General features: G+C 60.7%; 23 protein-coding genes. 7 read left to right on the top strand and 16 right to left on the bottom strand.

The window, feature by feature from the left end; translation table 11 throughout:
• Window positions 1-13: 13 nt before the first annotated feature.
• A complete protein-coding gene (locus AC0IW7_RS12840; RefSeq protein ID WP_471818436.1) occupies window positions 14-919 on the bottom strand; it encodes a PDR/VanB family oxidoreductase in 906 nt (301 codons plus the stop codon).
• Window positions 920-1,193: 274 nt separating this feature from the next.
• Here AC0IW7_RS12840 and AC0IW7_RS12835 point away from each other — a divergent pair, with 274 nt between their 5' ends.
• On the top strand, window positions 1,194-1,664 hold the full coding sequence (locus AC0IW7_RS12835; RefSeq protein WP_471818435.1) for a MarR family winged helix-turn-helix transcriptional regulator: 471 nt from the start codon (window positions 1,194-1,196) through the stop codon (window positions 1,662-1,664).
• A 5-nt stretch (window positions 1,665-1,669) separates the two neighbouring features.
• On the opposite strand, the gene AC0IW7_RS12830 is transcribed toward AC0IW7_RS12835, so the two are convergent.
• The 3 genes from AC0IW7_RS12830 to AC0IW7_RS12820 all read right to left on the bottom strand — a co-directional run bounded on the left by AC0IW7_RS12830 (window position 1,670) and on the right by AC0IW7_RS12820 (window position 5,103).
• A complete protein-coding gene (locus AC0IW7_RS12830; RefSeq protein ID WP_471818434.1) occupies window positions 1,670-2,998 on the bottom strand; it encodes an erythromycin esterase family protein in 1,329 nt (442 codons plus the stop codon).
• Window positions 2,999-3,008: 10 nt separating this feature from the next.
• On the bottom strand, window positions 3,009-3,236 hold the full coding sequence (locus AC0IW7_RS12825; protein ID WP_471818432.1) for a PLD nuclease N-terminal domain-containing protein: 228 nt from the start codon (window positions 3,234-3,236) through the stop codon (window positions 3,009-3,011).
• A 100-nt stretch (window positions 3,237-3,336) separates the two neighbouring features.
• Window positions 3,337-5,103 (bottom strand): thiamine pyrophosphate-requiring protein, encoded by a 1,767-nt coding sequence (locus tag AC0IW7_RS12820; protein ID WP_471818430.1) that lies wholly within the window; start codon window positions 5,101-5,103, stop codon window positions 3,337-3,339.
• Between the two features lie 284 nt (window positions 5,104-5,387).
• On the opposite strand from AC0IW7_RS12820, the gene AC0IW7_RS12815 reads away from it, so the two are divergent.
• The 4 genes from AC0IW7_RS12815 to AC0IW7_RS12800 all read left to right on the top strand — a co-directional run bounded on the left by AC0IW7_RS12815 (window position 5,388) and on the right by AC0IW7_RS12800 (window position 7,536).
• Window positions 5,388-5,561 (top strand): con-10 family general stress protein, encoded by a 174-nt coding sequence (locus tag AC0IW7_RS12815; protein WP_122496313.1) that lies wholly within the window; start codon window positions 5,388-5,390, stop codon window positions 5,559-5,561.
• 154 nt (window positions 5,562-5,715) lie between these two features.
• Complete coding sequence (locus tag AC0IW7_RS12810; protein ID WP_471818429.1) at window positions 5,716-6,279, top strand: ATP-dependent Clp protease proteolytic subunit; 564 nt, start codon at window positions 5,716-5,718, stop codon at window positions 6,277-6,279.
• Window positions 6,280-6,376: 97 nt separating this feature from the next.
• Complete coding sequence (locus tag AC0IW7_RS12805; protein ID WP_471818427.1) at window positions 6,377-7,357, top strand: SDR family oxidoreductase; 981 nt, start codon at window positions 6,377-6,379, stop codon at window positions 7,355-7,357.
• Between the two features lie 23 nt (window positions 7,358-7,380).
• Window positions 7,381-7,536: a hypothetical protein gene (locus AC0IW7_RS12800; RefSeq protein ID WP_471818425.1), complete on the top strand. Its 156-nt coding sequence runs from the start codon at window positions 7,381-7,383 to the stop codon at window positions 7,534-7,536.
• 305 nt (window positions 7,537-7,841) lie between these two features.
• Here AC0IW7_RS12800 and AC0IW7_RS12795 read toward each other — a convergent pair whose 3' ends face one another.
• The 3 genes from AC0IW7_RS12795 to AC0IW7_RS12785 form a co-directional block, all read right to left on the bottom strand.
• Window positions 7,842-8,090, bottom strand: coding sequence for a metallothionein (locus AC0IW7_RS12795; protein ID WP_471818423.1), 249 nt, complete (start codon window positions 8,088-8,090; stop codon window positions 7,842-7,844).
• A 114-nt stretch (window positions 8,091-8,204) separates the two neighbouring features.
• Window positions 8,205-12,332 (bottom strand): CheR family methyltransferase, encoded by a 4,128-nt coding sequence (locus AC0IW7_RS12790; protein WP_471818422.1) that lies wholly within the window; start codon window positions 12,330-12,332, stop codon window positions 8,205-8,207.
• A gap of 242 nt (window positions 12,333-12,574) precedes the next feature.
• Complete coding sequence (locus AC0IW7_RS12785) at window positions 12,575-12,805, bottom strand: DUF2188 domain-containing protein (protein ID WP_471818420.1); 231 nt, start codon at window positions 12,803-12,805, stop codon at window positions 12,575-12,577.
• Window positions 12,806-13,175: 370 nt separating this feature from the next.
• Between AC0IW7_RS12785 and AC0IW7_RS12780 the strand changes: the two genes are divergently transcribed.
• Complete coding sequence (locus AC0IW7_RS12780) at window positions 13,176-13,655, top strand: CinA family protein (RefSeq protein ID WP_122496325.1); 480 nt, start codon at window positions 13,176-13,178, stop codon at window positions 13,653-13,655.
• Between the two features lie 26 nt (window positions 13,656-13,681).
• Here the strand turns inward: AC0IW7_RS12780 and AC0IW7_RS12775 are convergent, their stop codons facing one another.
• The 9 genes from AC0IW7_RS12775 to AC0IW7_RS12735 all read right to left on the bottom strand — a co-directional run bounded on the left by AC0IW7_RS12775 (window position 13,682) and on the right by AC0IW7_RS12735 (window position 19,326).
• Entirely contained in the window at window positions 13,682-13,903 is a 222-nt protein-coding gene (locus AC0IW7_RS12775; RefSeq protein ID WP_471818419.1) for a hypothetical protein, read from the bottom strand.
• Window positions 13,904-13,933: 30 nt separating this feature from the next.
• Window positions 13,934-14,209, bottom strand: a complete 276-nt coding sequence (locus AC0IW7_RS12770; protein WP_471818417.1) for a DUF1652 domain-containing protein — start codon at window positions 14,207-14,209, stop codon at window positions 13,934-13,936.
• A gap of 78 nt (window positions 14,210-14,287) precedes the next feature.
• Window positions 14,288-14,470, bottom strand: coding sequence for a con-10 family general stress protein (locus AC0IW7_RS12765; protein WP_122496331.1), 183 nt, complete (start codon window positions 14,468-14,470; stop codon window positions 14,288-14,290).
• 251 nt (window positions 14,471-14,721) lie between these two features.
• A complete protein-coding gene (locus AC0IW7_RS12760) occupies window positions 14,722-15,027 on the bottom strand; it encodes an NIPSNAP family protein (RefSeq protein ID WP_471818415.1) in 306 nt (101 codons plus the stop codon).
• Between the two features lie 18 nt (window positions 15,028-15,045).
• Entirely contained in the window at window positions 15,046-15,585 is a 540-nt protein-coding gene (locus AC0IW7_RS12755; RefSeq protein WP_471818413.1) for a hypothetical protein, read from the bottom strand.
• A gap of 82 nt (window positions 15,586-15,667) precedes the next feature.
• Window positions 15,668-16,849 (bottom strand): CaiB/BaiF CoA transferase family protein, encoded by a 1,182-nt coding sequence (locus AC0IW7_RS12750; protein WP_471818412.1) that lies wholly within the window; start codon window positions 16,847-16,849, stop codon window positions 15,668-15,670.
• A gap of 31 nt (window positions 16,850-16,880) precedes the next feature.
• Complete coding sequence (locus tag AC0IW7_RS12745; RefSeq protein ID WP_471818410.1) at window positions 16,881-17,699, bottom strand: amidohydrolase family protein; 819 nt, start codon at window positions 17,697-17,699, stop codon at window positions 16,881-16,883.
• A gap of 17 nt (window positions 17,700-17,716) precedes the next feature.
• Window positions 17,717-18,856: an acyl-CoA dehydrogenase family protein gene (locus AC0IW7_RS12740; protein WP_122496339.1), complete on the bottom strand. Its 1,140-nt coding sequence runs from the start codon at window positions 18,854-18,856 to the stop codon at window positions 17,717-17,719.
• Window positions 18,857-18,951: 95 nt separating this feature from the next.
• A complete protein-coding gene (locus AC0IW7_RS12735; RefSeq protein ID WP_471818408.1) occupies window positions 18,952-19,326 on the bottom strand; it encodes a class I SAM-dependent methyltransferase in 375 nt (124 codons plus the stop codon).
• A 520-nt stretch (window positions 19,327-19,846) separates the two neighbouring features.
• Here AC0IW7_RS12735 and lipA point away from each other — a divergent pair.
• Window positions 19,847-20,782, top strand: a complete 936-nt coding sequence (lipA, locus tag AC0IW7_RS12730) for a triacylglycerol lipase (RefSeq protein ID WP_122496341.1) — start codon at window positions 19,847-19,849, stop codon at window positions 20,780-20,782.
• The last annotated feature ends 52 nt before the right edge of the window (window positions 20,783-20,834 follow it).

The following is a 20,834-nucleotide window of genomic DNA, read 5'->3' as shown; positions in this document are numbered from 1 at the left end:
TGGCGCGCGAGCATCACGGGGTGAATTGGTCGTTTTTGGCGTGTTCGGTTTCGCTCATAAACTGGTCGCGATGGTCGGGCGTGCCGCTGAGCACACGCGTTACGCAGGCGCCGCAGATGCCTTGTTCGCAGGAGGTTTCTATCTCGACGCCGGCCTCGTCGAGCACCTCGAACACGCTGCGTTGCGACGGAATCTGAAATACCCGCCCGGAGCGCGCGAGCTCGATTTCGAATGGCTGATCGCCGTGGTGATCCGTCGGCGCTGCACTAAAGAATTCGCGGTGCACGTGTGCCTCCGGCCAGCCTGCGGCGTGGGCGGCGCTGAGCACGGCGTCGATAAAGCCGGCGGGACCGCACACGTAAAGATGCCGGTCGGGTGCGGGGGCATTGAGCAGCGCGGCGGCGTCCAGGCGATCGCCGCGGCTGTCGTCGTGCAGCGTCACGTGCTGCGCCCACGGCGCATCGGCCAGCGCTGGCAAAAAGGCTCCACGCGCGGGTGAGCGGAAGCAGTAGTGCAGCGCAAAGTCGGCGCCCTGCGCGCTTAGCTCGTGGGCCATGGCCAGGATCGGTGTGATGCCGATTCCGCCTGCAATCAGCAAGTGGCAACGCGCTTCAGTGGCCAGCGCAAACAGGTTGCGCGGCTCACTGATGCGCAACGTGTGCCCCGCTTGCACATGCTCATGCATGGCCTGCGAACCCCCGCGCGACTGCGCATCGCGCAGCACGCCAATCACATAGCGATGACGCTCCCCGGGCGGATTGCACAACGAGTACTGGCGCACGACACCGGCCGGCGTGTGCACATCAATATGTGCACCGGCGCTAAAACCTGGCAGCGGCTCGCCATCGGCGGCGCACAGTTCAAAACTACAAATGCCGTCGGCCTCAATGACCTTGCGACGGACCAAAACGCTGAGCATAAAAACACCCTCCACATTGAAGTGGCTGCAAAAAAATACGGGGAAGGTTTAAGCGAAGGTTGGGCTTACGGCGCGCGAGCGGAGGCGCTTGATAGCGAGGCGAGAATCGGGCGGTTCATGGTGAGCGGCCTGTTATTTATTTTTGTGGGTTCGGCTGTCGCATATGATGCGAGCAGCACGCGCACGACGCGGCTGCCGAGTAGATTCCAATCATTTAGTTGCGGTGTCAACTAATTTGCCAGTGCCGTTTATCTGACCCAAGGGCCATCCCAACATGACCGAATCGTCCCCCCTGGACCTCAACCGCTACGTTCCCGCCTTGCTCACGTTTTTGGCGAACAAATTGGCCACGGGCGCCTCGATCAGCTACCGCAAACACTTCGGCATTGGTGTGGTGGAATGGCGCTTGATTGCACTGCTGGCTGTGGAAGACAACATCACCGCGAACCAGATGTGCCAGGCCATCGGTTTGGACAAGAGCGCGGTAAGCCGCTCGCTGCAAGCGTTGGAGGCAGCCGGCACGATCACCGGCCAGACCGACAGCAGCGACGCGCGCCGCTACACCGTCAGCCTTACCGAACAGGGCCGCGCCTTGCATGATCGCGTGTTGAAAGTGGCGCTGGAACGTGAGCGCCGTTTGTTAAGCGACTTCACCCCGGAAGAAGTCGACACCCTGGTGAATTTGCTCGGCCGTATGCAAGGCAAGGTTGCCTACGTGAACGAGTACGACCCGCCCTCCCCTTGAGCGCGCTACACGCCAAACGGATAGGTGTCGGTCTCGTGGCTGGCCTCGCCCGCAGGCGCGTCGAGCGGCGTGACTGGCGTGGTGGTTTCGAACCACAGATACGCGTCGTACTGTTCGCCCAGCACGCTTTCAAAATAGTGGCTCTGACGCTCGGTTTGTGGCCGGTAAATCACGCCAATGGCGCGCTGTAACAGCGTTTCGCTGAGTGCCTGGCGCAAGCCCTGGTTGTGCGCGCCGCGCCAGTCGGTGAGCGATTGCCCGACGCCGGCTTGCACGAACTGCTGCTCCCAACTGTCCGGCCGCGAAGGCAGCACGCGTTTGAAGCGCACGGGCGAGCCCCAATCGTCGGCGGCCGCCACTTCGCCCCGGTCAGTGCCCATGCCGATCAACACCGCATCGTCGCCCCAGGCCACACGACTGAGTTGCCCGAGGTTGAATTCCCCTTGCCAGCCCATGGCCGTGGCGGCGGCATCGCCGATGTGTGAGTTATGCGCCCACACCACCGCTTTGGCCTTCGGGCCTCGGTGTTTGAGCAGCTGCTTGAGGGTGTCGAACATGTGGTTGTCGCGCAGGTTCCACGACAGCGCCGAGCCTCGGTACATCAAGCGGTAATACTGTTCGGCCGCGCGCACCACGCGGGCGTTCTGCGCGGCGTTGAACATCGCCTCGCTGCCCTCAAGGCTTTCCAGGCGCGCCCACAGCAGCTCATGCAGTTGCTCGAGCACGGCCTGCTCGCAGGAGTCGCGACCGCCCCACTCCACCCGTTCGCCATAGGTGGCGGGGTTGTCTTGCCACGGGGTCAGGCATTCGTAGCGCTTGCGCGCTTCGGCCGCGCGGACGGGGTCGTTGGCGTCGAGGTAGCTGAGCACCGACTCGATAGACGAGCGCAAGCTGTACAAATCCAGCCCGCGAAATTCAACCCGTTGGGCGGCCGCCAGCGGTTGGTTGTGGCGATGCAGCCAGTGCACAAACTCCAACACCTCGCGGTTGCGCCACATCCACGTTGGGAAGCGTCCGAACAGCGGTTCGCTGTGTGCGGTTTGCGGAAAATGACGCACATGGGCATCGATGCGCGCGGCGTCGGGCCAGTCGCCTTCGATAGCCACAATGTTGAAACCGTGGTGCTCGATCAGGTGCCGGGTGATTGCCGCGCGCGCCCGATAAAACTCGGCGGTGCCGTGGCTGGCTTCGCCGACTAGCACCACCTTGGCGTCTGCGTAACGGCTGAACAGCGCGCCAAACGCCGCGTCATCCACAGCAGGCAACGACTCGGCATTGGCGCGCAGCAGCGCGGGTAAGTCCCTCAGGTCTGGTTCGCGCTTTTTCAGCCCCATGGCGCTGCACCTAGCCTTTGCTGTGTTCGGGCGAGCTCGGTCCGCCGCCCATGCCGCGCGGGCCGGCGATGGCCCAGTAGAGCAGGCCCAGTACGGGGAAGATGGCGATGGCTAAGGCCCACAGTGACTTAGTGGAAACGCTCTTGCTGCTACGGAACACGCTGATGATGGCCCAGATATCAAGAACCACCAGAATGGCGCACAGGCCTATCCAGATGTAGGCGTTTAACTCGGGCATGACGGTTTCCTCCGGCATTGACTGTCTTAATTTCGGCCACGGCAAACGCCGTCAGGTTCAGCCATTTTTTCCATGTTGCGCATTGTGTTTACGGTCGCGCTTACGAAAGCAGTTGCTTGGCGCTTTGCTTGATGACGCTCCAGGCTTTGGGGTCGTTGCTCAGCAAAGCGCCGCCCAGGGCCTTGGCTTTTTCGAAGCTGATATGCGGCGGCAACGGCGGCACGCTGGGGTCTGTGACCACTTCCAACAGCACCGGCCGCGTGGCCGTTAGCGCGCGTTTCCAGGCGTCGGCCAATTGCTCCGGCGCGTCCACGCGAATGCCTTCAAAGCCCAACAGCTCGGCATAGCGGGCGTACGGAAACTCCATCACGTGTTGCGCCGGACTGAACTCCGGGTCGCCGGCTTTGGTGCGCTGCTCCCAGGTCACTTGGTTGAGGTCGTGGTTGTTGAGCACCAACACGATAAACGTCGGCGTCTGCCAGCGTTGCCAGTACTGCTGCACCGTGAGCAGTTCGCTGTTGCCGTTCATTTGCATGGCGCCATCACCCACCATGGCGATGACGGGCCGCTGCGGGTGCGCCAGTTTTGCGGCGATGGCATAGGGCACGCCGCTGCCCATGGAGGCCAACTTGCCGGACAACGAGGCGAGCATGCTCGGCTGCAGCTGCACGTCGCGCGCGTACCAGTTGGTGTGCGATCCGCTGTCGCCGCACAAGATGGCATCCGCCGGCAATTGCGCGCTCAGCTCGGTAAACACGCGCTGCGGATTGACCGGCTCGGCGCTTTTCATTGCGCGGCTGTGCAGTTCTTCGCGGCTGCGCTGCACCTGTTTTTCAATGCCCTGGCGCCAGGCTTTGCTGCGTTTGGGTTTAAGCAAGGGAAGCAGGCGCTGCAGCGTTTCCTTGGCATCGCCGAGCAACGGTTGGTCGATGGGATAACGCATGCTGATGTTGCGGGCGAACAGGTCGATTTGCACCGCCTTGGCCTGGCCGGGTTTCGGTAAGAATTCGGCATAGGGAAACGTAGTGCCGATCATCAACAGCGTGTCGCAACGGCGCATCAACTCATCGCTGGCGCGGGTGCCGAGCAAACCGATGGAGCCGGTGACATACGGCAAGTCGTCGCTGAGCACCGCCTTGCCCAGCAGCGCCTTGGCTACGCCGGCGCCCAACGCGTTGGCCACCGTTTCCACTTCCAGGTGCGCACCGATGGCGCCCGCGCCGACCAGAATCGCCACGCGCCGGCCGGCGTTGAGCAGTTCAGCGGCGGCGGTTAAATCATCGTCACGGGCGTAAGGGCGCGGTGGAATAAAGCCGAAGCCCGATTGCACCACGCCGTGTTTTTGCGGCGGTGTGGCCACGGCTTTCATCTGTTGAACGTCGTTGGGCACGATCACGGTGGTCACCTGCCGCTCGGCCACGGCAATGCGCAGCGCGCGGTCAAGCACATGGCTAAGCTGCACCGGACTGGCAACCGTTTCCACATAAGCACTGACGTCTTTGAACAGCGTGTGCAGGTCGACTTCCTGCTGGTAGTCGCTGCCCAGAGAGGTTTGCGCCTGCTGGCCGACGATGGCGAGCACCGGCTGGTGGTCGAGTTTGGCGTCGTACAGGCCGTTCAACAAATGGATCGCGCCCGGCCCCGAGGTGGCCATGCACACGCCGATTTCGCCGGTGAACTTGGCATGGGCGCAGGCCATAAACGCCGCCATTTCCTCGTGGCGCACGCGGATGTAATCGAACTGTTCAGCATGGCGCCCCATCGCGCCCATGATGCCGTTGATGCCGTCACCGGGGTAACCGAAGATGCGTTTAACCCCCCACTGACTGAGGCGTTCGAGAAGGAAATCGGCGACGGTATCGCTCATGGCAAGGGCTCCGTTGTTTACCAGGACAGGTAAGGACGACTGCCCCGCTGCACCGGAGGTTCCGCCGAATCGATAGGCGCCCACCGGGCGGCTGGTGGCGCACTGATTGCGAGACGATATTTACCCGAACACGGCCGCCTAGCCTCTTTTGGTATCACCGTAATATCTCTTACATATCAATCGCTTAGCGTTGAAAAAAATCCTGAACCAAGCCTGATTTGCACCGGCCCTATTTTCTGTGGCGGGCAATTTCGCCGGTCACCAAATTGTTTAGGAGACAGATCATGACTACTAGCAATAAGAACCCAGGCAACTTCGCTAACGACCGTCAAAAAGCTTCGGAAGCCGGCAAAAAAGGCGGCCAAGCCAGCGGCGGCAACTTCGCCAACGACCGTCAAAAAGCCTCTGAAGCCGGCCGTAAAGGTGGTCAGAACAGCCACGGCGGCGGCCGCGGGTAAGTGAAAACGAGCCCATGCAAACGAGGGTCTGCGCTGTCAGACCCTCACCCCTACTTAGCCTGACGAGCAGCCCTTCCCTCGTCGGAACAGTGCAACTTTCCCGCCCCATTCTGGCTCAACGGCTAAGACGACCTGCAGCTAACGAGGCGAGCCGATGACCGAACATATCGTTCACTTTCACTGCCAAATCGATCAAGGCACCACCGAGCATTTTCGCGATTGCTGCCTGGAAGCCATGGAACAGGGCGCGACGTCCCTGCTGCTGAATCTGTCCACCACGGGCGGCAGTACCAACTTCGGTTTCAGCCTGTACACCTTTTTAAAATCGCTGCCGATTCCGGTCATGGCCATAAACGCCGGCAACATCGAGTCCATGGGCATCATCATGTACCTGGCGGCTCAGCACCGCATTACGGCGCCCCATTCGCGGTTTCTGATCCACCCCATGAATTGGTATTTCAACCAGAGCTCGGTCGATCACCAGCGTCTGCGCGAATACCTATCCAGCCTCGATAACGACCTGGCGCGTTACGTAAAAATCTTCGAGGTGGAAACCGCCAGCGCCGCCACCAAGCTGGACATTTTCAAAAGCCTTTCGGCCGAAGAGAAAGTGATCGCCGCCCATGAATCGCTGGCCTATGGCCTGGCCCACGAGATGAAGCAAACCGTGTTTGGCGACGACGTTAAACACTGGAAAGTGCGCGGTGGGCAAGGATGAACGCGGCGCGCCTGCACTCCGTCGGTGAGGCTGAATTGTGCCGCGCTTGTTCGAGTCAGCCCCTTACACCCTGACCTTAAATGTGGAGGCTGACCCTATGCATACCCGTTCATTGAAACTCGCCACGGTGGTAATCACTGGCGCATCCAGCGGCATTGGCCGCGCCGCTGCCCAGGCGTTCGCCCGTGAAGGCGCGCGCCTGGTATTGGCAGCGCGCGACGCCGAGGCGCTGGAGCAGGTGGTGGAAGAATGCAAAGCCGTGGGCGCCCAGCCCATCGCCGTGCCCACGGATGTCACCCAGAACGCCGACATGGAAAACCTGGCCAGCAGCGCGGCGGTGTTTGGCGAAGGCCGCATCGATGTGTGGATCAACAACGCCGGCGTCGGTGCTGTCGGCGGGTTCGATGACACGCCGCTGGCGGCCCATGAACAGATCGTGCAGACCGACCTGCTGGGCTACCTGCGTGGCGCCTATGTGGTGCTGCCGTACTTCAAGAAGCAGCACGCCGGCGTGTTGATCAACACCTTGTCGGTCGGCAGTTGGGTGGCGCAGCCCTACGCCGCCGCGTATTCGGCGAGCAAATACGGCTTACGTGGGTTGACCGAAGCCCTGCGCGGCGAGCTGACGCAATGGGCCGACATCCACATTTGCGATGTGTATCCCGCCGTCATCGACACCCCAGGCTTTCGCGACGGCGGCAACTTCTCCGGCAGCGCCCTGAAGCCACCGCCACCCGTTTACGACCCGCGCCTGGTGGCCGAAGCGATGGTGAAACTGGCGCTCAACCCAAAGCCCAGCAAAACCGTTGGCGCTACCGCGTTTGCGCTGCGCCTGGGGCATTTTCTGCTGCCGGGGTTTGCCCAACTGTCCGGCTTGCTGACCGGCCTGGCATTAAAGCGCGGGCGGCGCAGCGCCACCTCGTCCGGCAACCTGTTCGGCACCCCCAGCGGCGAGCGCCGCATCGACGGCGGCTGGCGCTCGGCGGGGCTTGGCCATGAAAAGCTGCTGTACTCGGCGGCGGCCGTGGTTATTGGGTCCGGGCTGTTGTGGTGCCTGGCTAAACGTAGCAATCGATAACGTGCCACATGAGGAGAACGACCATGAATGCAGGTAACGACAATGCGCCCATTGCCGATGAAATCAACGACCCGGGGAACGAAGATCCGGGCTCGGTTTGGCCGGTTCAGCAAGAACAAACACCCAAGCCGCAAATTGATGAGGCTGAGGAGGTTTATGAGCAGGATGATGCGGAGTAGAGGGTTGGGCTTTGCGGGTGGCCCGGCGTGCGCCGCCCTTCCGATTTTTATGTGCTGAAGGATTCTGGATCCCGAATCTCATGGCAAGCGCAAATGAGGGGCCAACGCAGCCGTGATGACCGGAAACGTCGGGCTTCGTTGCGCTCAACCCAACCTACGACTCCTCTAAAATCTCTATGTTCTGAACGATCCTGGATCCCGAATCGTCGGACCGCCGCCTTCGCGAGGATGACGGTGGTGGGGCTGGGAATTTGATGGTTATTACATGACCCAATAAAACACCGGCCATCCACGCCCCGCCTCGCTCACGGCGAAATCGGATCACTCGCCGGAAACGTCTCTTCCAGCGCGTTATCCAAATCCCCTTCATTCACGTCGCGGTCGTCCTCCTTGGAGCTGCTTTCACAGTGGCAATCCGCCGACGGGCATTTCTCGCCGTGTTGGTGATGGGTCGCGCACGCTTCGCTGCAGTACAGCTCGCCGTCGTGGTTGTACACGGTGCCTTCGCTGACTTCGCACACGCAGCCTGGACAGCCACATTGGTTGGGTTTCATAGCCACCTCCACATCAGTTATCGAACAGCCCGACGCCGCGGTTTTGCGCGTCGGGTGTGTCTTTTAACTGACCGTGGGACGCCGCTGTTCAACCCATGTCGGCGACCAATGGTTTCACCCTTTCAGCGCGCCCAATTCAAGCGCCGTGCGTTGCAGGGTTTCCAGTGACACCGGCTTGCTCACATGGGCGTTGAAGCCCGCTTGGTAGGCTTGTTCCACATCGGTGACGGCGCCGAATCCGGTCAGGGCAATGGCCGGTGTTTTCTCCCAGCCGCTGAGTTGCCGGATGCGCCGCATCAGTTCGTGACCGTCCATGCCAGGCATGCTGATGTCCGAGAGAATCAGGTCGTACTGATTGCCCTCCAACAGCGCCAACGCGCCATTGCCATCGCCGGCCGTATCGACCAGCGCGCCTTCGAGTTCGAGCAGCGCTTGCATCACTTCGCGGATGTCATCCGAGTCATCCACCAGCAACACCCGCACGCCGGTGAACTGGCCCTCGGCCGGCTGTTCGGAGAAGTCCAGGTCGGTAAGGCTCTGATACAACGGCAGCCACACGGTGAAGGTTGAGCCCTGCCCTAGCCCCGGTGATTGCGCTTCGATACGCCCGCCCTGGGCTTCGATCAGTTCGCGCACCAACGCCAGGCCGATGCCCAGGCCGGGTTTACGCGGGGCTCGGTGGGCTTCAGGGGCCTGACCGAACAGGTCGAAAATTTTCGGCAATGATTCAGCCGCTATGCCTTGGCCATCGTCGTGCACCGTCACTTTCAGGAAATCATCTTCCTGGCTAAGACCCACACGGATGGCGCCGCCGTCGGGGGTGAATTTCACGGCGTTGTTGAGCAGGTTCCAGAGAATCTGTTCCACGCGCACCGGGTCGGCTTCGGCCACCAGCGGATCGCATCCGGCCGGCGGCACGTCCACTTCGATGCTGATGTCTTTTTCCCAGGTTTCCGCGCTCAACACGCTGGTGATTTCTTCCAGTATGTTCTGCACGATCACCGGGCCCACGTTGAGCTTGAGCTTGCCGGTGTTGATGCGCGACAGATCGAGCAAGTCGTCGATGATGCGTGCCTGGCTGGACACGGCGTTGAGGATGGTCTCCACCGCCCGCGCCGCCACGGCCTGGGATTTCACCACCGACAATCGCGCCACCAATTCAGCGTTGAGCTGAATCAGGTTGAGCGGATGCTTGAGCTCGTGGGACATCATGGCGAAGAACTCGTCGCGCATCCGAATGTTGCGCTGGTTCTGTTCCAGCCGGTTCTCCTGCTCGGCTTCCACGCGTTTTTTGCCGGTGATGTCGCGGCCGATCATGGCGTAGCCGTTCGGGCCGCCGTTGGGCAAGGCGGTGACCACGCTATTGCAGAAAAAACGGCTGCCGTCGCGGCGCGCGTGCCAGCAGTCGTCTTCCACTCGGCCGGTTTGGGCGGCGCCTTGCAGCTGCCGATTGATCATCTGCGTGCGTTGTTCTTCGTCGCCGTAAATCAGGTCGGCGTGCTTGCCGATCACGGTCTCTTCGCTGTAGCCATAGGCTTGCTCGGCGCCTTTGTTCCAGCCGGTGATGCAGCCCTGATGGTCGAGCGTGATGATGATGTAGTCCTGCGTGCTCTCGGCCACCAGGCGCAAGCGCTCCTCGCTTTGCCGTGCCTTTTCCTCGGCTGCGCGCCGTTGGGTGATGTCGATAAAGGTCAGCACCGCGCCGTCGATCAGGTTGTCGGTGGTGCGGTACGGCAGAATCCGCGCGATGTACCAACGGCCATTAACGCCGGCCACTTCGCGTTCCATGGAGCGCAGCGATTCAAAGGTTTTGCTGGCATCAATGGCCATGTCCGGGTAGTCGAGACGGTGAGTGATGTCCAGCAGCGAACGGCCATGGTCGGTGGCGATGATGTTGAAAATTTCGGTGGCACGCGGGGTGAAGGATTTGATTCGCATCTGGTGGTCAACGAACACCGTGGCGATGTCCGTCGAGGCGATCAGGTTTTGCAGGTCGTCGTTGATCTTGCCGGTTTCTTCTACCTTGGTTTTCAGCTCCAGGTTAACGGTGATCAGCTCTTCGTTGATCGACTGCAACTCTTCCTTGCTGGTCTCCAGCTCTTCGGTGGTCGAGCGCAATTCTTCGTTAATGGCCTGCAACTCTTCGTTGGAGGCTTTGAGCTCTTCAGTCGAGGTTTCCGATTGTTCGATGGTGCTTTGCAACTGCTCTTTGGTGCGTTGCAGTTCGCGTTCTAACTGGGCCAGCACGTTGTCTTTGGCATCGGCATGGGCGGGCTTGGGGTCTTCGCTCATGGTTTCTTCGACTTCGTCGAATATCACCAGGGCAAAGTCGGTATCCAGGTCGCGGAACGGGCGCACCACCATGTTGATAAACGTGCTGACGCCTTCGCGCTCATGCTTGACCCGCCGTGCTTCCACGCTCTTGCGCGACTGGAAAGCCTGAAACAACGCCGTACGCAATTCCAGGCGCAACGAGGGATGAATCAACGACAACAGGCTGAGGGACGGCTCGCCGCCGGCGTGGCGCAGGTAGCGGCCGACCTGCTCGGACATGTGCACGATCTGCGAGTCGTGATTGACGATCACACTCGGCGGCGCGTACTGCTCCAAAACCCGCCGATGCACTTCGGCAAACGAGATTCGCGCGCTTTGCGCAATTTTCCTGCTCGGTTCCACCGTGACGCCGGGGTAAACGTTAACGGCCAATTGCGCGCTGGAGCGACTGGCGGTTGTCACCGCCTTGGTTCGGAAAATACGGTTCTTCTTATCCACGGCCACGAAGAGATCGCCACAGGCATCCGCCGACTCGGAGCTGCCCAGCATCAGGTAGCCACCGGGCATCAAGGCAAAGTGGAACATGCGCAGAATTTCAGCCTGCACGTCGCGGTCGAGGTAGATCAGCAAGTTGCGGCAGGAAATCAGGTGCACTTTGGAAAACGGCGGATCGCGTAGCAAGTTGTGCATGGCGAACAACACCCGCTCACGGATTTCCTTTTTCACTCGGTAGCGCGACTGCTCTTTGCTGAAGTACTGCCGCAGGCGCTGCGGCGGGATGTCCGGAATGATCGCCTCGGGGTACAGCCCCCCTCGGCCGATGGCGATTGAGCGCTCGTCGATGTCGGTGGCGAACACCTGGAACTTACGACCGCTTTCGCTTTGTTGCGCGTGGTCGGCCAGCAGCATGGCCATGGAATAGGCTTCTTCGCCGGAGGAGCAGCCGGCCGACCAGACCCGCACCTGGGTTTCTTCGTCGGTCGGCATTTCGAACAGGCGCGGAATCACATCGCGCTCAAGCGCTTCGAAGGCGTCGCGGTCACGGAAGAAGTTGGTCACGCCAATCAGCATGTCGCCCAACAACTGGCTGGTTTCAGCGGGCGTGCTTTGCAGGTAAGCGCGGTAGGCCGGCAGGTCGCGCAGCTGGTTGACCTGCATGCGCCGCTCGATGCGGCGTATCACGGTGGCGCGTTTGTAGTGTTTGAAATCGTGGCCCGTACGGGTGCGCAAAATGCCGAGAATTTCTCGAAACGCCGTTTCGGCGGCGCTGGCCTCTTCCTCGTCCAGTTCCTGGCGTACCGATGCCTGCAACTGCACATCCGAGGTTAGCTGGATGCTGCGCATGGTCTCCCATAACTCGAGGATTTTTTGCGGCAGGTCGGCAACCGGCAGCACGAAGTCCACCTGGCCGGTGGCGATGGCCGCACGCGGCATGCTGTCGTATTCAGCGTCGTCGGGGCTCTGACACAAGGTCACCCCGCCCTGCTCCTTCACGCGGCACATGCCGGCGGCGCCATCGCTGCCGCTGCCGCTGAGAATCAGCGAAATGGCGCGCTCGCTATGGGCGTCGGCCAGGGTGCGCAAGAACACGTCGATAGCAATATGGCGCGGCTGGTCGTTGGCCAGCGGCGTAACGCGCAGATAACCATCGTTCATGGTCAGTTGCTGGGCGGGGGAAATCAGATAGATGCAGTTCGGCTCGATGGGCACCGGCTGGGTGATCTGGCGAACCTTCATCTTGGTGACTTTCTGCAGAATGCGGTCGGCGGTGCTCTCGTGTTTCGGCGAGAGGTGCATCACCACCACGAACGCCAGCCCGGTGTTATTGGGCAGGTTCTCGAACAGCTTCAACAGCGCTTGCAACCCACCCGCCGAAGCGCCGATGCCCACCACGGGAAAGCGCAGGTGACTGGGTTGAATAGTCGACGCCTCTTTGGCGCTCTTGCTAGAGCCGGTAGCCTTGCTCATACGTTCTCCGTGGGCCACCCGCTGGAGTGCAGTTCACTCATCGCGCAGCTAAAAAATACAAAGCGTCGCTGACCAACAGACGGTTGCCGAACTGCGAACGCGTAACCGACATTTTGCCAAGCGCACAGAATATAAACGTGAAATCGACGGAAAAGGCTTAGCCAGCCGCCCCAAAAAAAGTGGCCGGTATTGAAGCAGAATCCAGGGGGCGATTCAAAAGCCGTTGAAGGCGGCGCTGGCAGTTAGCCAGCTGAGCGGCGAGGGTCCGAACTTCGCGGGTACGTGCGCTCTTCTTCCAGCGTGCCGTCTTCGCGATGAATCTTCACCGAGGCGGCCGTGGCCTTGTTGTCCAGCAGCTCGGCGGTCTTGTGCAAGATGCTGGCTTTGGTTTCGGCGGTGGTGATGGTGGTTTCGGTTTTTTCTTGCTTGAGCGCCCAGCCATTCAAAATGGGGACGATGTGATAGTTGTTCATCGCTGTATTCCTGTCGCGCCCCAGCGCTATCCGGCTGGGTGAAAGGGGTTGCCGTTTGCCCGGCTCGCGGGGCAAGACCAAACGGCGCGTAAAGCGAGTGCGAGGGTGGCTCTGTTAGGCCTGATTCGCTGACCGCTAGCGGCGGAACCTGTTGCTGCATTTGACCGATCGTTCTATTCGGAGCGCGGCATTTTCATATCAGTTCAGCATTTTTTTTGCTCGACCGAAGCGCGTAACCAAGCGAAACGCCTGGAATTTCCTCTCGTTGTCCCCGTCTGTTGCTGAAACAAAATTCCCGCTCCGGTTGCCCTAGCTTGTAACGGCCTGCACACACACAACAACGGCCGAGCACACGCAGGAGAAAACGCCTATGGAACTCGCCCAACAAGTCGTCGACTTTCTTCAATCCCACAACCGCACGCTGGCCACCGCCGAGTCGTGCACAGGCGGACGCGTCGCCGCCCTGCTCACCGAAGCACCCGGCTGTGGCAGCTGTTTGAATTGTGGTTACGTGGTGTATTCGCCCGAGGCCAAGAAACGCCTGCTCGGTGTGCGCCAGATGACCATCGACACCTTTGGCCTGACCAGCGAGGAAATTACCGTGGAAATGGCGCGCGGCGCCCTGCAGGTGAGCAGCGCCGACACGGCGGTGGCCACCACCGGAGTCTCCGGGGAGCAAGCCATGGACGGCGTATTGCCCGGTACCGTGTGGTTCGCCTGGGCGTACAAGGTGGGCAATGACGTTCATGTGGCGACCCACAAAGAGCGTTTCTTCGGTGACCGCCAAGAGGTTCAGCTCAACAGCGCGCGGTTCGCCCTGGAAGGCGTGATGCGCCATCTGCCGAAATAAACGTGGGCAGCCCTGGGCCGAGTCGCTCAGGGCTGTTTGTAGTGCGCTGGGGTTTCGCCTTTCTCATGGGTTCGGGTGATTTTGCTCACCTCGATATCGGTGATATTCATGGGCGACTCGCCCTGATGCTTGGCCTCCAACTCCGATCGTGCCTGGGCCACCGACAGGGTGTCAGCGCTTGAATGCAGCTCTTCATGCATCGGTTGGTTATTCAGCACGTAGCTGACCAGAAAAAGATGCTTACTCATGACTGCCTCCCGTGCAGTGTCAGGGCGTTCTCAGCCCATGTTCCGATTCACACCGGTATCGTTGCTTTGCGCCTCAGGAATCAGCGCGTCGCGCAACTCCAATACCAACCGGGATAAGGCCCGGCTGCTGTTCAATTCCGCCAGCGGCACGCCAGTGATGGACACCGTGCGGTGTGGCGGATCGGCAGCGGTCAGGTGCAGGTCCAGCGAGGTGCCGTCGCGGCTGGTGCAACGGCAGCGATGCGGCAACACGCCCTGCTCGATAATTTGGCTGACTTCTAAAATGGATAACGGTTGACCGGCCATGTGGACGCTCCCGTCTGCGATGCGAGCGATAAAAAAAGGGCCTGGAAACCAGACCCCTTTTCCGCGTGGCGTAGCTAATTAGCTGCGTCCACCGCCGTGGCTGTTCTGGCCACCTTTCTTGCCCGCTTCGGACGCCTTCTCACGGTCATTGGCAAAGTTGCCGCCGCTGTTGTGGCCGCCTTTTTTGCCTGCTTCAGACGCCTTTTCTCGGTCGTTGGCGAAGTTGCCCGGATTGTTGTTGCCTGAGTTGTTGGTAGTCATTTCTTCCTCCAAACATACGGTCAGTTGGTAGAGGCTGTATTGCCTCCACAGAGTATCTGTCCCGCTCACCGCGAAGATGGTTCAGAGGTTTTTTACTTTTTTAACCCATTGATAAATAAGCGATATTACGCCGATGGCGGGCAGATATCAGAGCCAGGAAAAAGTGATTGTAGAGCGACAGTTGATTGCCAGCGGCGGCCATTGCCTGCACCGCCACGGGCAAGATTGAGGTGCATAAACGCGGCTGGCGTTTACGCAAATACGGGGCGAAAGAAACTTCGTTCGTAGCTCAAGATGCACTGAGTGTCTTGGGCGTATTGAAACGCCGCCAAACACTGCGGGTCTTTCATCGAGGCTTCGCGGTATTGCTCATACGTGGCCAGGCTTGGAAAGGTGAACAGTGCCAAGGCGATGTTGTTGGCGCCCTCGGACGGTAAAAAGTAGCCGTGATGCTGGCCGCCGAAACGCTCGACCAGGGGAATCCACAACTTACCGTACTGTTCGAATTCCTTGAGCTTGTTCGGATCGAGCACGTAGCGCAGGTAGCAGGTGACCATGTCGGTTATCTCTCTGGGTTATTTAACCGGGAAATCCTTGCCCCACAGGCGCACTGCTTTTGGACCTTCTACCGGGCCTTGGAAAATAAACGCCTGGCGCACGCCGATTTTGGCCGGAACGGTCACTTCTTCCGGGTTAGCCGAATCGGGGGCCAGGTTGCTGGCGTAGTCCTCACCGTCGATGGCGAGCAGCGCACCGTTGTCCCACAGGTTGATCAGGCGTACGGGCTTGTCGGTGAGGTTCTTGAAACCGAACAACGCTTCGAGATTGCCTTCCACGGCGCTGACTTTCAGCAGCTTGACCTCGACCTTGCCGTCGAGCTGGTCGCTTTGCGAGATGATAAAAGCGCCATCCGCGCCTTGCGCTGATTCGCGCCCTTCGGTCACACCTTCAGAGGCGCCGCCGAGCAAATTCTTGCCGGCAGAGATGGCAGACGACACCGCCGCTTTGGCCGATTCCTTGAGCGTGCTGCTGTCTTGCGCGGGCTCTTCGGCGCAGGCGATACCGGCGCTCAATAGCGCGGCCAGTGCCAGGCTGATTCCTGATGATTTGCCCATGGGTGTTGCTCCTTGTCTGATGCGGCTCGGGGCGGCTGTTTTAGCACAGCCGCCCGCGGAAAGCAGCCGACCCACCCTGGGCTTAGGCAATCACCTTGGCGGCGCGCAACGAGGCGATCTGGTCGGCGTCGTAGCCCAACTGCGTCAGCACCTCGGCCGTGTGAGCGCCCATCGCCGCACCGACATGACGCGGCGCCGGCAAGCCGCCGGAGAATTTGATCGGGCAGGCAATTTGCCGCTGCGCCGACTTGCCCTCGCGGGGCACCTCCACCACCAGCTCGCGCGCTTGCAATTGCGGATGATCCACCGCCTCGGCCAAGCTCAGCATCGGCTCGACGCAGGCGTCCAGGGCGGCGAAGCGCTCGCACCACTCGGCAAAATCGCGCTGTTCGAACTCATGCTGAATCTGCGCCTTCAACGCACGCTGCTGCTCGGGCTTGGGCGACAGCCCATGTGCCGCCAATTCCGGCCGGCCAATCGCGGCGCACAGCTGCTGCATGAATTGCGGTTCCAGACTGCCGACCGAAAACCAACGCCCGTCGCGGGTGCGGTAATAGTCGTAGAAACTGCCGCCATTGAGCGCCTGACTCTCCATCGTCGGCGCCTCGCCGCAGGCCAGATAACCGGCGCCGGCCATGGCGTGCAGGCTGAAGATGCAGTCGGTCATGCTGATGTCGACGTGCTGCCCTTCTCCGCTGTGCTGGCGCTGAATCACCGCAGCCAGCAAGCCCATCACCCCGTGCAACGAGCCGCCAGCAATATCCGCCGCTTGAATGCCCAGCGGCAGCGGCCCGCTGTTCAACCGCCCGGTCTGGTCGGCGATGCCGGACAACGCCAGGTAATTGATGTCATGGCCAGCGCGGTCTTTGTACGGGCCGGTCTGGCCGTAGCCGGTAATCGAGACATAAATCAGCTTGGGATTGATCGCCTTCAGCGCCTCGTAGCCCACGCCCAGTTTGTCCATCACGCCGGGGCGAAATTGTTCGAGCACAATGTCGTACTCACGCACCAGTTGCTTCACCACCTCCACCGCTGCCGCCTGTTTCAGGTCCAGGGCGATGCCGCGTTTGTTGCGGTTCAGGTAGGCATGGCTGGCGGACACGCCACCGTCATGGGGCGGCAATACGCGCACCAGGTCCATGCGCGTCGGCGATTCCACACGCAGCACATCGGCGCCCATGTCGGCGAGCAACAACGAGGCAAATGGGCCTGGCAGCAAGGTGGAGAAATCCAGCACTTTCAATGACGACAGTGGGCCTTTCATTGGGGCTCCTTTTTTCTAATGTCCGGTGGCGTCAAAGCTTGAACACGCGCCGAGCGTTGCCGTGCAGAAACTTGGCCAATGCATCGTCGCCAAGGCCCAACTCATGCACCTGGCTCATGCATTTTTCCAACGACAGTTGGGGAAAGTTGCTGCCAAACAGCACCTTGTCTTGGCCGTACGTGCGCATGTACTGCAACAATTGCGGCGGGTAATAACGCGGCAAGTAGGCGGAAGTGTCGATGTAAACGTTGTCGTGTTTCCACGCCAGACCAACCATTTCATCGGTCCAAGGGTGACCTATATGGCCGGCGACAATGCGCAACTCGGGAAAGTCGAGCGCGACTTCATCAAGGTAAGGCACAGGGCGCCCGGTTTCCGATGGCATCAGGGGCCCGGTGTGGCCAACCTGGGTGCAGAATGGAATATCCAGCTCGATACATTTCACGTAAAGCGGATAGTAAAGCCGGTGGTTCGGCGGTAATTTCCACAACCAGGGCACGATGCGCAGCGCCTTGCAGCCCAATTCGGTTACGGCCCGTTCCAGCTCCTGAACGGCAGCCATCGGCTTACTCAAATCGACGGTCGCCACGCCAACGAAGCGCTCGGGATAGGCCCGCGTAAACGCCGCCACTTCGTCGTTTGTACACAGCCAGCGCTCGGGCCGGCACCAGGCGGCGAGCATTAACTTTTCGACCCCACCCTGATCCATCAAGGCCACGGTTTGCTCGGGCGTCAGCGCGCGGTCTAGCAACTGCGCCGAGCCCGACTTCTCGAACAGCCGGGCCACCTCCGGCAGTTCCTGATGAGTGCGGCCAGTGGCAACCTGCGCCCAGGCGTCAATTGCGTTCATAGCCAATGCCTCCTTACTCACAACTTCATGCCACGGCTGATGATCTCTTTCATGATTTCCGAGGTGCCGGCGAATATCCGTTGAATGCGGGCGTTCGCGTACATCTTGCAGATCGGGTATTCCCACATGTAGCCCCAGCCGCCGTGCAGTTGTACGCCTTCATCGACCACCTTGCCGAGCAATTCGGTGGTGAACAGTTTGGCTTCGGCGGCGACTTCCGGGGTGAGTTTTTTCTGGTTGTGGTCCATCACGCAGCGGTCGACGAACACCTGGGCGACGTCCACCTGGGTGCGCATTTCGGCGAGTTTGAAGCGGGTGTTTTGGAAGTGCGAAATCGGCCGGTCGAAGGCTTTACGTTCTTTGACGTAATCGATGGTCACTTGCAGCGCCGCTTCTGCTCCGCCGACGGCGCCACAGGCGTTGGTCAGGCGTTCCTGGGCGAGCATGTTCATCAGATAGAAGAAGCCGCCTTTAGCATCGCCGAGCAGGTTTTCTTTCGGCACTTTGACGTTGTTGAAAAACAGTTCGGCGGTGTCCTGGCTTTTCATGCCGAGCTTTTTCAGGTTGCGCCCGCGCTCGAAGCCTTCCATGCCGCGCTCGACCAAGAACAGGCCCATGGCGTGTTTGTTGGCCGGATCGGTTTTGGCCGCGACGATCACCACGTCCGCGAGCAGGCCGTTGGAGATAAACACTTTCGAGCCGTTGAGCTCAAAGTGATCGCCCTTGTCCACGGCGGTGGTGCGCATACCGGCCAGGTCGGAGCCGGCACTGGGTTCGGTCATGGCCACGGCCAGGATGCTTTCGCCGCGAATGATCGCCGGCAGAAAACGCGCTTTTTGTTCGGCATTGCCGTAATCGGCGATGTAGGGGCCGCACAGTGCCGAGTGCAGCGGCAGCATGAAACCGGCCTCGTTAATGTTGGCCAGCTCCTCGCACATGATTTGCTCGTAGCGGAAATCTTTCAGCCCGCTGCCGCCGTATTCCTCATCGGCCCAGGGCAGCAGAAAACCCATCTCGCCCGCCTTTAGCCACACCTCGCGGCTGACCACGCCGGCCTCTTCCCAGGCGTCCTGATGGGGCACCACTTCTTTTTGCAAGAATGCCCGGAAAGCGTCGCGGAACAGATTGTGTTCGGTTTCGAAATGGATGCGTTGCATGACGGTTCCCTGTGCAATTGGTCGTAGCGCAGGGTAGGCGCCGCGTGACGGCTGCCTCAATGACGCAAGTGCTCAGGGGCGGTTGACGGAATCGTTCAGCGCCGGGTGATTAACCCTTGCCGAGCCACACGCACCAACTCGCGCACACAGTGTTCAAGGTTGGCCGCATTCGGCGCCTGCACCACGGCCAGGTCAAAGCTGTCGCGGGCAAAGCGTTGCAACGACTCATCGTCGCCAACGAACTGAATCAAAAACGTGCGAGGCGCGCCCCAGCGTTTCGGCCAGCCTTCGAGGTAGCGCAGCAAGGTAGGCTGGTGGCTGCCGCCGAGCAGGATTTTTGGGTTGCGCAAAGCCAAGCCGCTGGTGATGGGCGCCAGGCGTAGCAATGGGCGAAGCGTAAGCGAGGCAGCAACGGGCGACGGCGCAGGGGCCAGGGAATCGGGGGAAGTCAGGACGGTGTGGGCGTTCATGTACGGGTCTCTCGCCTCAGAAGCTCCGCAGGCAGCGGTGAGAGGCAACACCGAACCAGCGCTTTAGCGGTATTTCGAAGCCGGACGGTTAGGCCTGGTCTTCGGGGAGCGCCCCGCAAGTAGCTGTTTAAATCGGCGCTGGCGGCAATCCTAGGGAAGCCACAGCGCGGCTGTCAACCCTGGAGTGGCGGGCGCTGCCAACCCATCCTTTGGTTAGGTGAGGCGCTTTAGTGCCCCGTCCGTTTGGCGCATTCGGACCGCTGGCGGGGGAACGCGTGGCGTTAAAAGTGGCCAAACACCGCGCCCGCCGTTTCAGGCAGTAACAGGGGAAACAGCGCAAATTGTCGGACAAAACGCGGAAATAAGCGGCAAAACGCTGAAATAGAGCGACTTCACCCGTTTCGCCTGTAGTGGCATGAATCCTGTACTACCGCTCCGGCTGCTGTACGCGCCCCGGATGGGCGTGGGGCCTGCCCTGGATGGCGACACTTGCCTATTTTCATCCCTTGCGAGAGCGCATATGAACAACAATAAAACTCTGCTCGCCCTCTGCCTTGCTTCTGGTTTGCTGATTTCGAACCAGGCCGATGCAGCGTCATCCGGTTACACCCAGACCAAGTACCCGGTGGTGTTGGCCCACGGCATGTTGGGCTTCGACAGCATTCTTGGCGTGGATTATTGGTACGGCATTCCTTCGGCGCTACGCAGCGACGGCGCCAAGGTTTACATCACTGAAGTGAGCCAGCTCGACACCTCGGAGAAACGCGGTGAACAGTTGCTCGACCAAGTGGAAGAAATTGTCGCCATCAGCGGCAAGCCGAAAGTCAACCTGATCGGCCACAGCCACGGCGGCCCGACCATCCGCTACGTTGCTGCCGTTCGCCCGGATCTGGTGGCCTCGGCAACCAGCGTCGGCGCCCCGCACAAAGGCTCGGCTACGGCCGATTTCCTGCGTCAGATTCCGCCAGGCTCGGCCGGTGAAGCCGTGGTTGCCGGCATCGTCAACGGCCTTGGCGCGCTGATCAACTTCCTCTCGGCCAGTTCCAGCACCACGCCGCAAAACGCTCTGGGCAGCCTGGAATCGCTGAACTCGGCCGGCGCGGCGCGTTTCAACGCCAAATACCCGCAAGGTATTCCCACCAGCGCCTGTGGTGAAGGCGCGTACAGCGTCAACGGCGTGCGCTACTACTCGTGGGGCGGTACCAGCCCGCTGACCAACGTGCTCGACCCCAGCGACCTGCTGCTCGGCGCCTCGTCGGTGACCTTTGGCACCACCGCCAACGACGGCTTGGTCGGCCGTTGCAGCTCGCACCTGGGCCAGGTGATTCGCGACAACTACCGCATGAACCACCTCGACGAGGTCAACCAGACCTTCGGCCTGACCAGCCTGTTCGAGACCGACCCGGTGACCGTGTATCGCCAGCAAGCCAACCGCTTGAAAAACGTCGGCCTGTAACTGCGTAAACGGCCGGACCCGCTCAGGGTTCGGCTTATGGCCCTGCGTGGAG

The organism is Pseudomonas sp. AC229, from assembly GCF_979254655.1.
This window is presented reverse-complemented; position numbering and strand designations above follow the sequence as displayed.

What these genes read in the sequence shown, in the direction of transcription:
- AC0IW7_RS12790 (WP_471818422.1), bottom strand. Translation starts at nt 12,332, where the DNA reads ATGAGCAAGGCTACCGGCTCTAGCAAGAGCGCCAAAGAGGCGTCGACT.
- AC0IW7_RS12785 (WP_471818420.1), bottom strand. Translation starts at nt 12,805, where the DNA reads ATGAACAACTATCACATCGTCCCCATTTTGAATGGCTGGGCGCTCAAG.
- AC0IW7_RS12800 (WP_471818425.1), top strand. Translation starts at nt 7,381, where the DNA reads ATGAATGCAGGTAACGACAATGCGCCCATTGCCGATGAAATCAACGAC.
- AC0IW7_RS12835 (WP_471818435.1), top strand. Translation starts at nt 1,194, where the DNA reads ATGACCGAATCGTCCCCCCTGGACCTCAACCGCTACGTTCCCGCCTTG.
- AC0IW7_RS12755 (WP_471818413.1), bottom strand. Translation starts at nt 15,585, where the DNA reads ATGGGCAAATCATCAGGAATCAGCCTGGCACTGGCCGCGCTATTGAGC.
- AC0IW7_RS12770 (WP_471818417.1), bottom strand. Translation starts at nt 14,209, where the DNA reads ATGGCCGGTCAACCGTTATCCATTTTAGAAGTCAGCCAAATTATCGAG.
- AC0IW7_RS12765 (WP_122496331.1), bottom strand. Translation starts at nt 14,470, where the DNA reads ATGACTACCAACAACTCAGGCAACAACAATCCGGGCAACTTCGCCAAC.
- AC0IW7_RS12745 (WP_471818410.1), bottom strand. Translation starts at nt 17,699, where the DNA reads ATGAACGCAATTGACGCCTGGGCGCAGGTTGCCACTGGCCGCACTCAT.
- AC0IW7_RS12825 (WP_471818432.1), bottom strand. Translation starts at nt 3,236, where the DNA reads ATGCCCGAGTTAAACGCCTACATCTGGATAGGCCTGTGCGCCATTCTG.
- AC0IW7_RS12760 (WP_471818415.1), bottom strand. Translation starts at nt 15,027, where the DNA reads ATGGTCACCTGCTACCTGCGCTACGTGCTCGATCCGAACAAGCTCAAG.
- AC0IW7_RS12795 (WP_471818423.1), bottom strand. Translation starts at nt 8,090, where the DNA reads ATGAAACCCAACCAATGTGGCTGTCCAGGCTGCGTGTGCGAAGTCAGC.
- AC0IW7_RS12805 (WP_471818427.1), top strand. Translation starts at nt 6,377, where the DNA reads ATGCATACCCGTTCATTGAAACTCGCCACGGTGGTAATCACTGGCGCA.
- AC0IW7_RS12820 (WP_471818430.1), bottom strand. Translation starts at nt 5,103, where the DNA reads ATGAGCGATACCGTCGCCGATTTCCTTCTCGAACGCCTCAGTCAGTGG.
- AC0IW7_RS12750 (WP_471818412.1), bottom strand. Translation starts at nt 16,849, where the DNA reads ATGAAAGGCCCACTGTCGTCATTGAAAGTGCTGGATTTCTCCACCTTG.
- AC0IW7_RS12830 (WP_471818434.1), bottom strand. Translation starts at nt 2,998, where the DNA reads ATGGGGCTGAAAAAGCGCGAACCAGACCTGAGGGACTTACCCGCGCTG.
- AC0IW7_RS12815 (WP_122496313.1), top strand. Translation starts at nt 5,388, where the DNA reads ATGACTACTAGCAATAAGAACCCAGGCAACTTCGCTAACGACCGTCAA.
- lipA (WP_122496341.1), top strand. Translation starts at nt 19,847, where the DNA reads ATGAACAACAATAAAACTCTGCTCGCCCTCTGCCTTGCTTCTGGTTTG.
- AC0IW7_RS12775 (WP_471818419.1), bottom strand. Translation starts at nt 13,903, where the DNA reads ATGAGTAAGCATCTTTTTCTGGTCAGCTACGTGCTGAATAACCAACCG.
- AC0IW7_RS12780 (WP_122496325.1), top strand. Translation starts at nt 13,176, where the DNA reads ATGGAACTCGCCCAACAAGTCGTCGACTTTCTTCAATCCCACAACCGC.
- AC0IW7_RS12840 (WP_471818436.1), bottom strand. Translation starts at nt 919, where the DNA reads ATGCTCAGCGTTTTGGTCCGTCGCAAGGTCATTGAGGCCGACGGCATT.
- AC0IW7_RS12810 (WP_471818429.1), top strand. Translation starts at nt 5,716, where the DNA reads ATGACCGAACATATCGTTCACTTTCACTGCCAAATCGATCAAGGCACC.
- AC0IW7_RS12735 (WP_471818408.1), bottom strand. Translation starts at nt 19,326, where the DNA reads ATGAACGCCCACACCGTCCTGACTTCCCCCGATTCCCTGGCCCCTGCG.
- AC0IW7_RS12740 (WP_122496339.1), bottom strand. Translation starts at nt 18,856, where the DNA reads ATGCAACGCATCCATTTCGAAACCGAACACAATCTGTTCCGCGACGCT.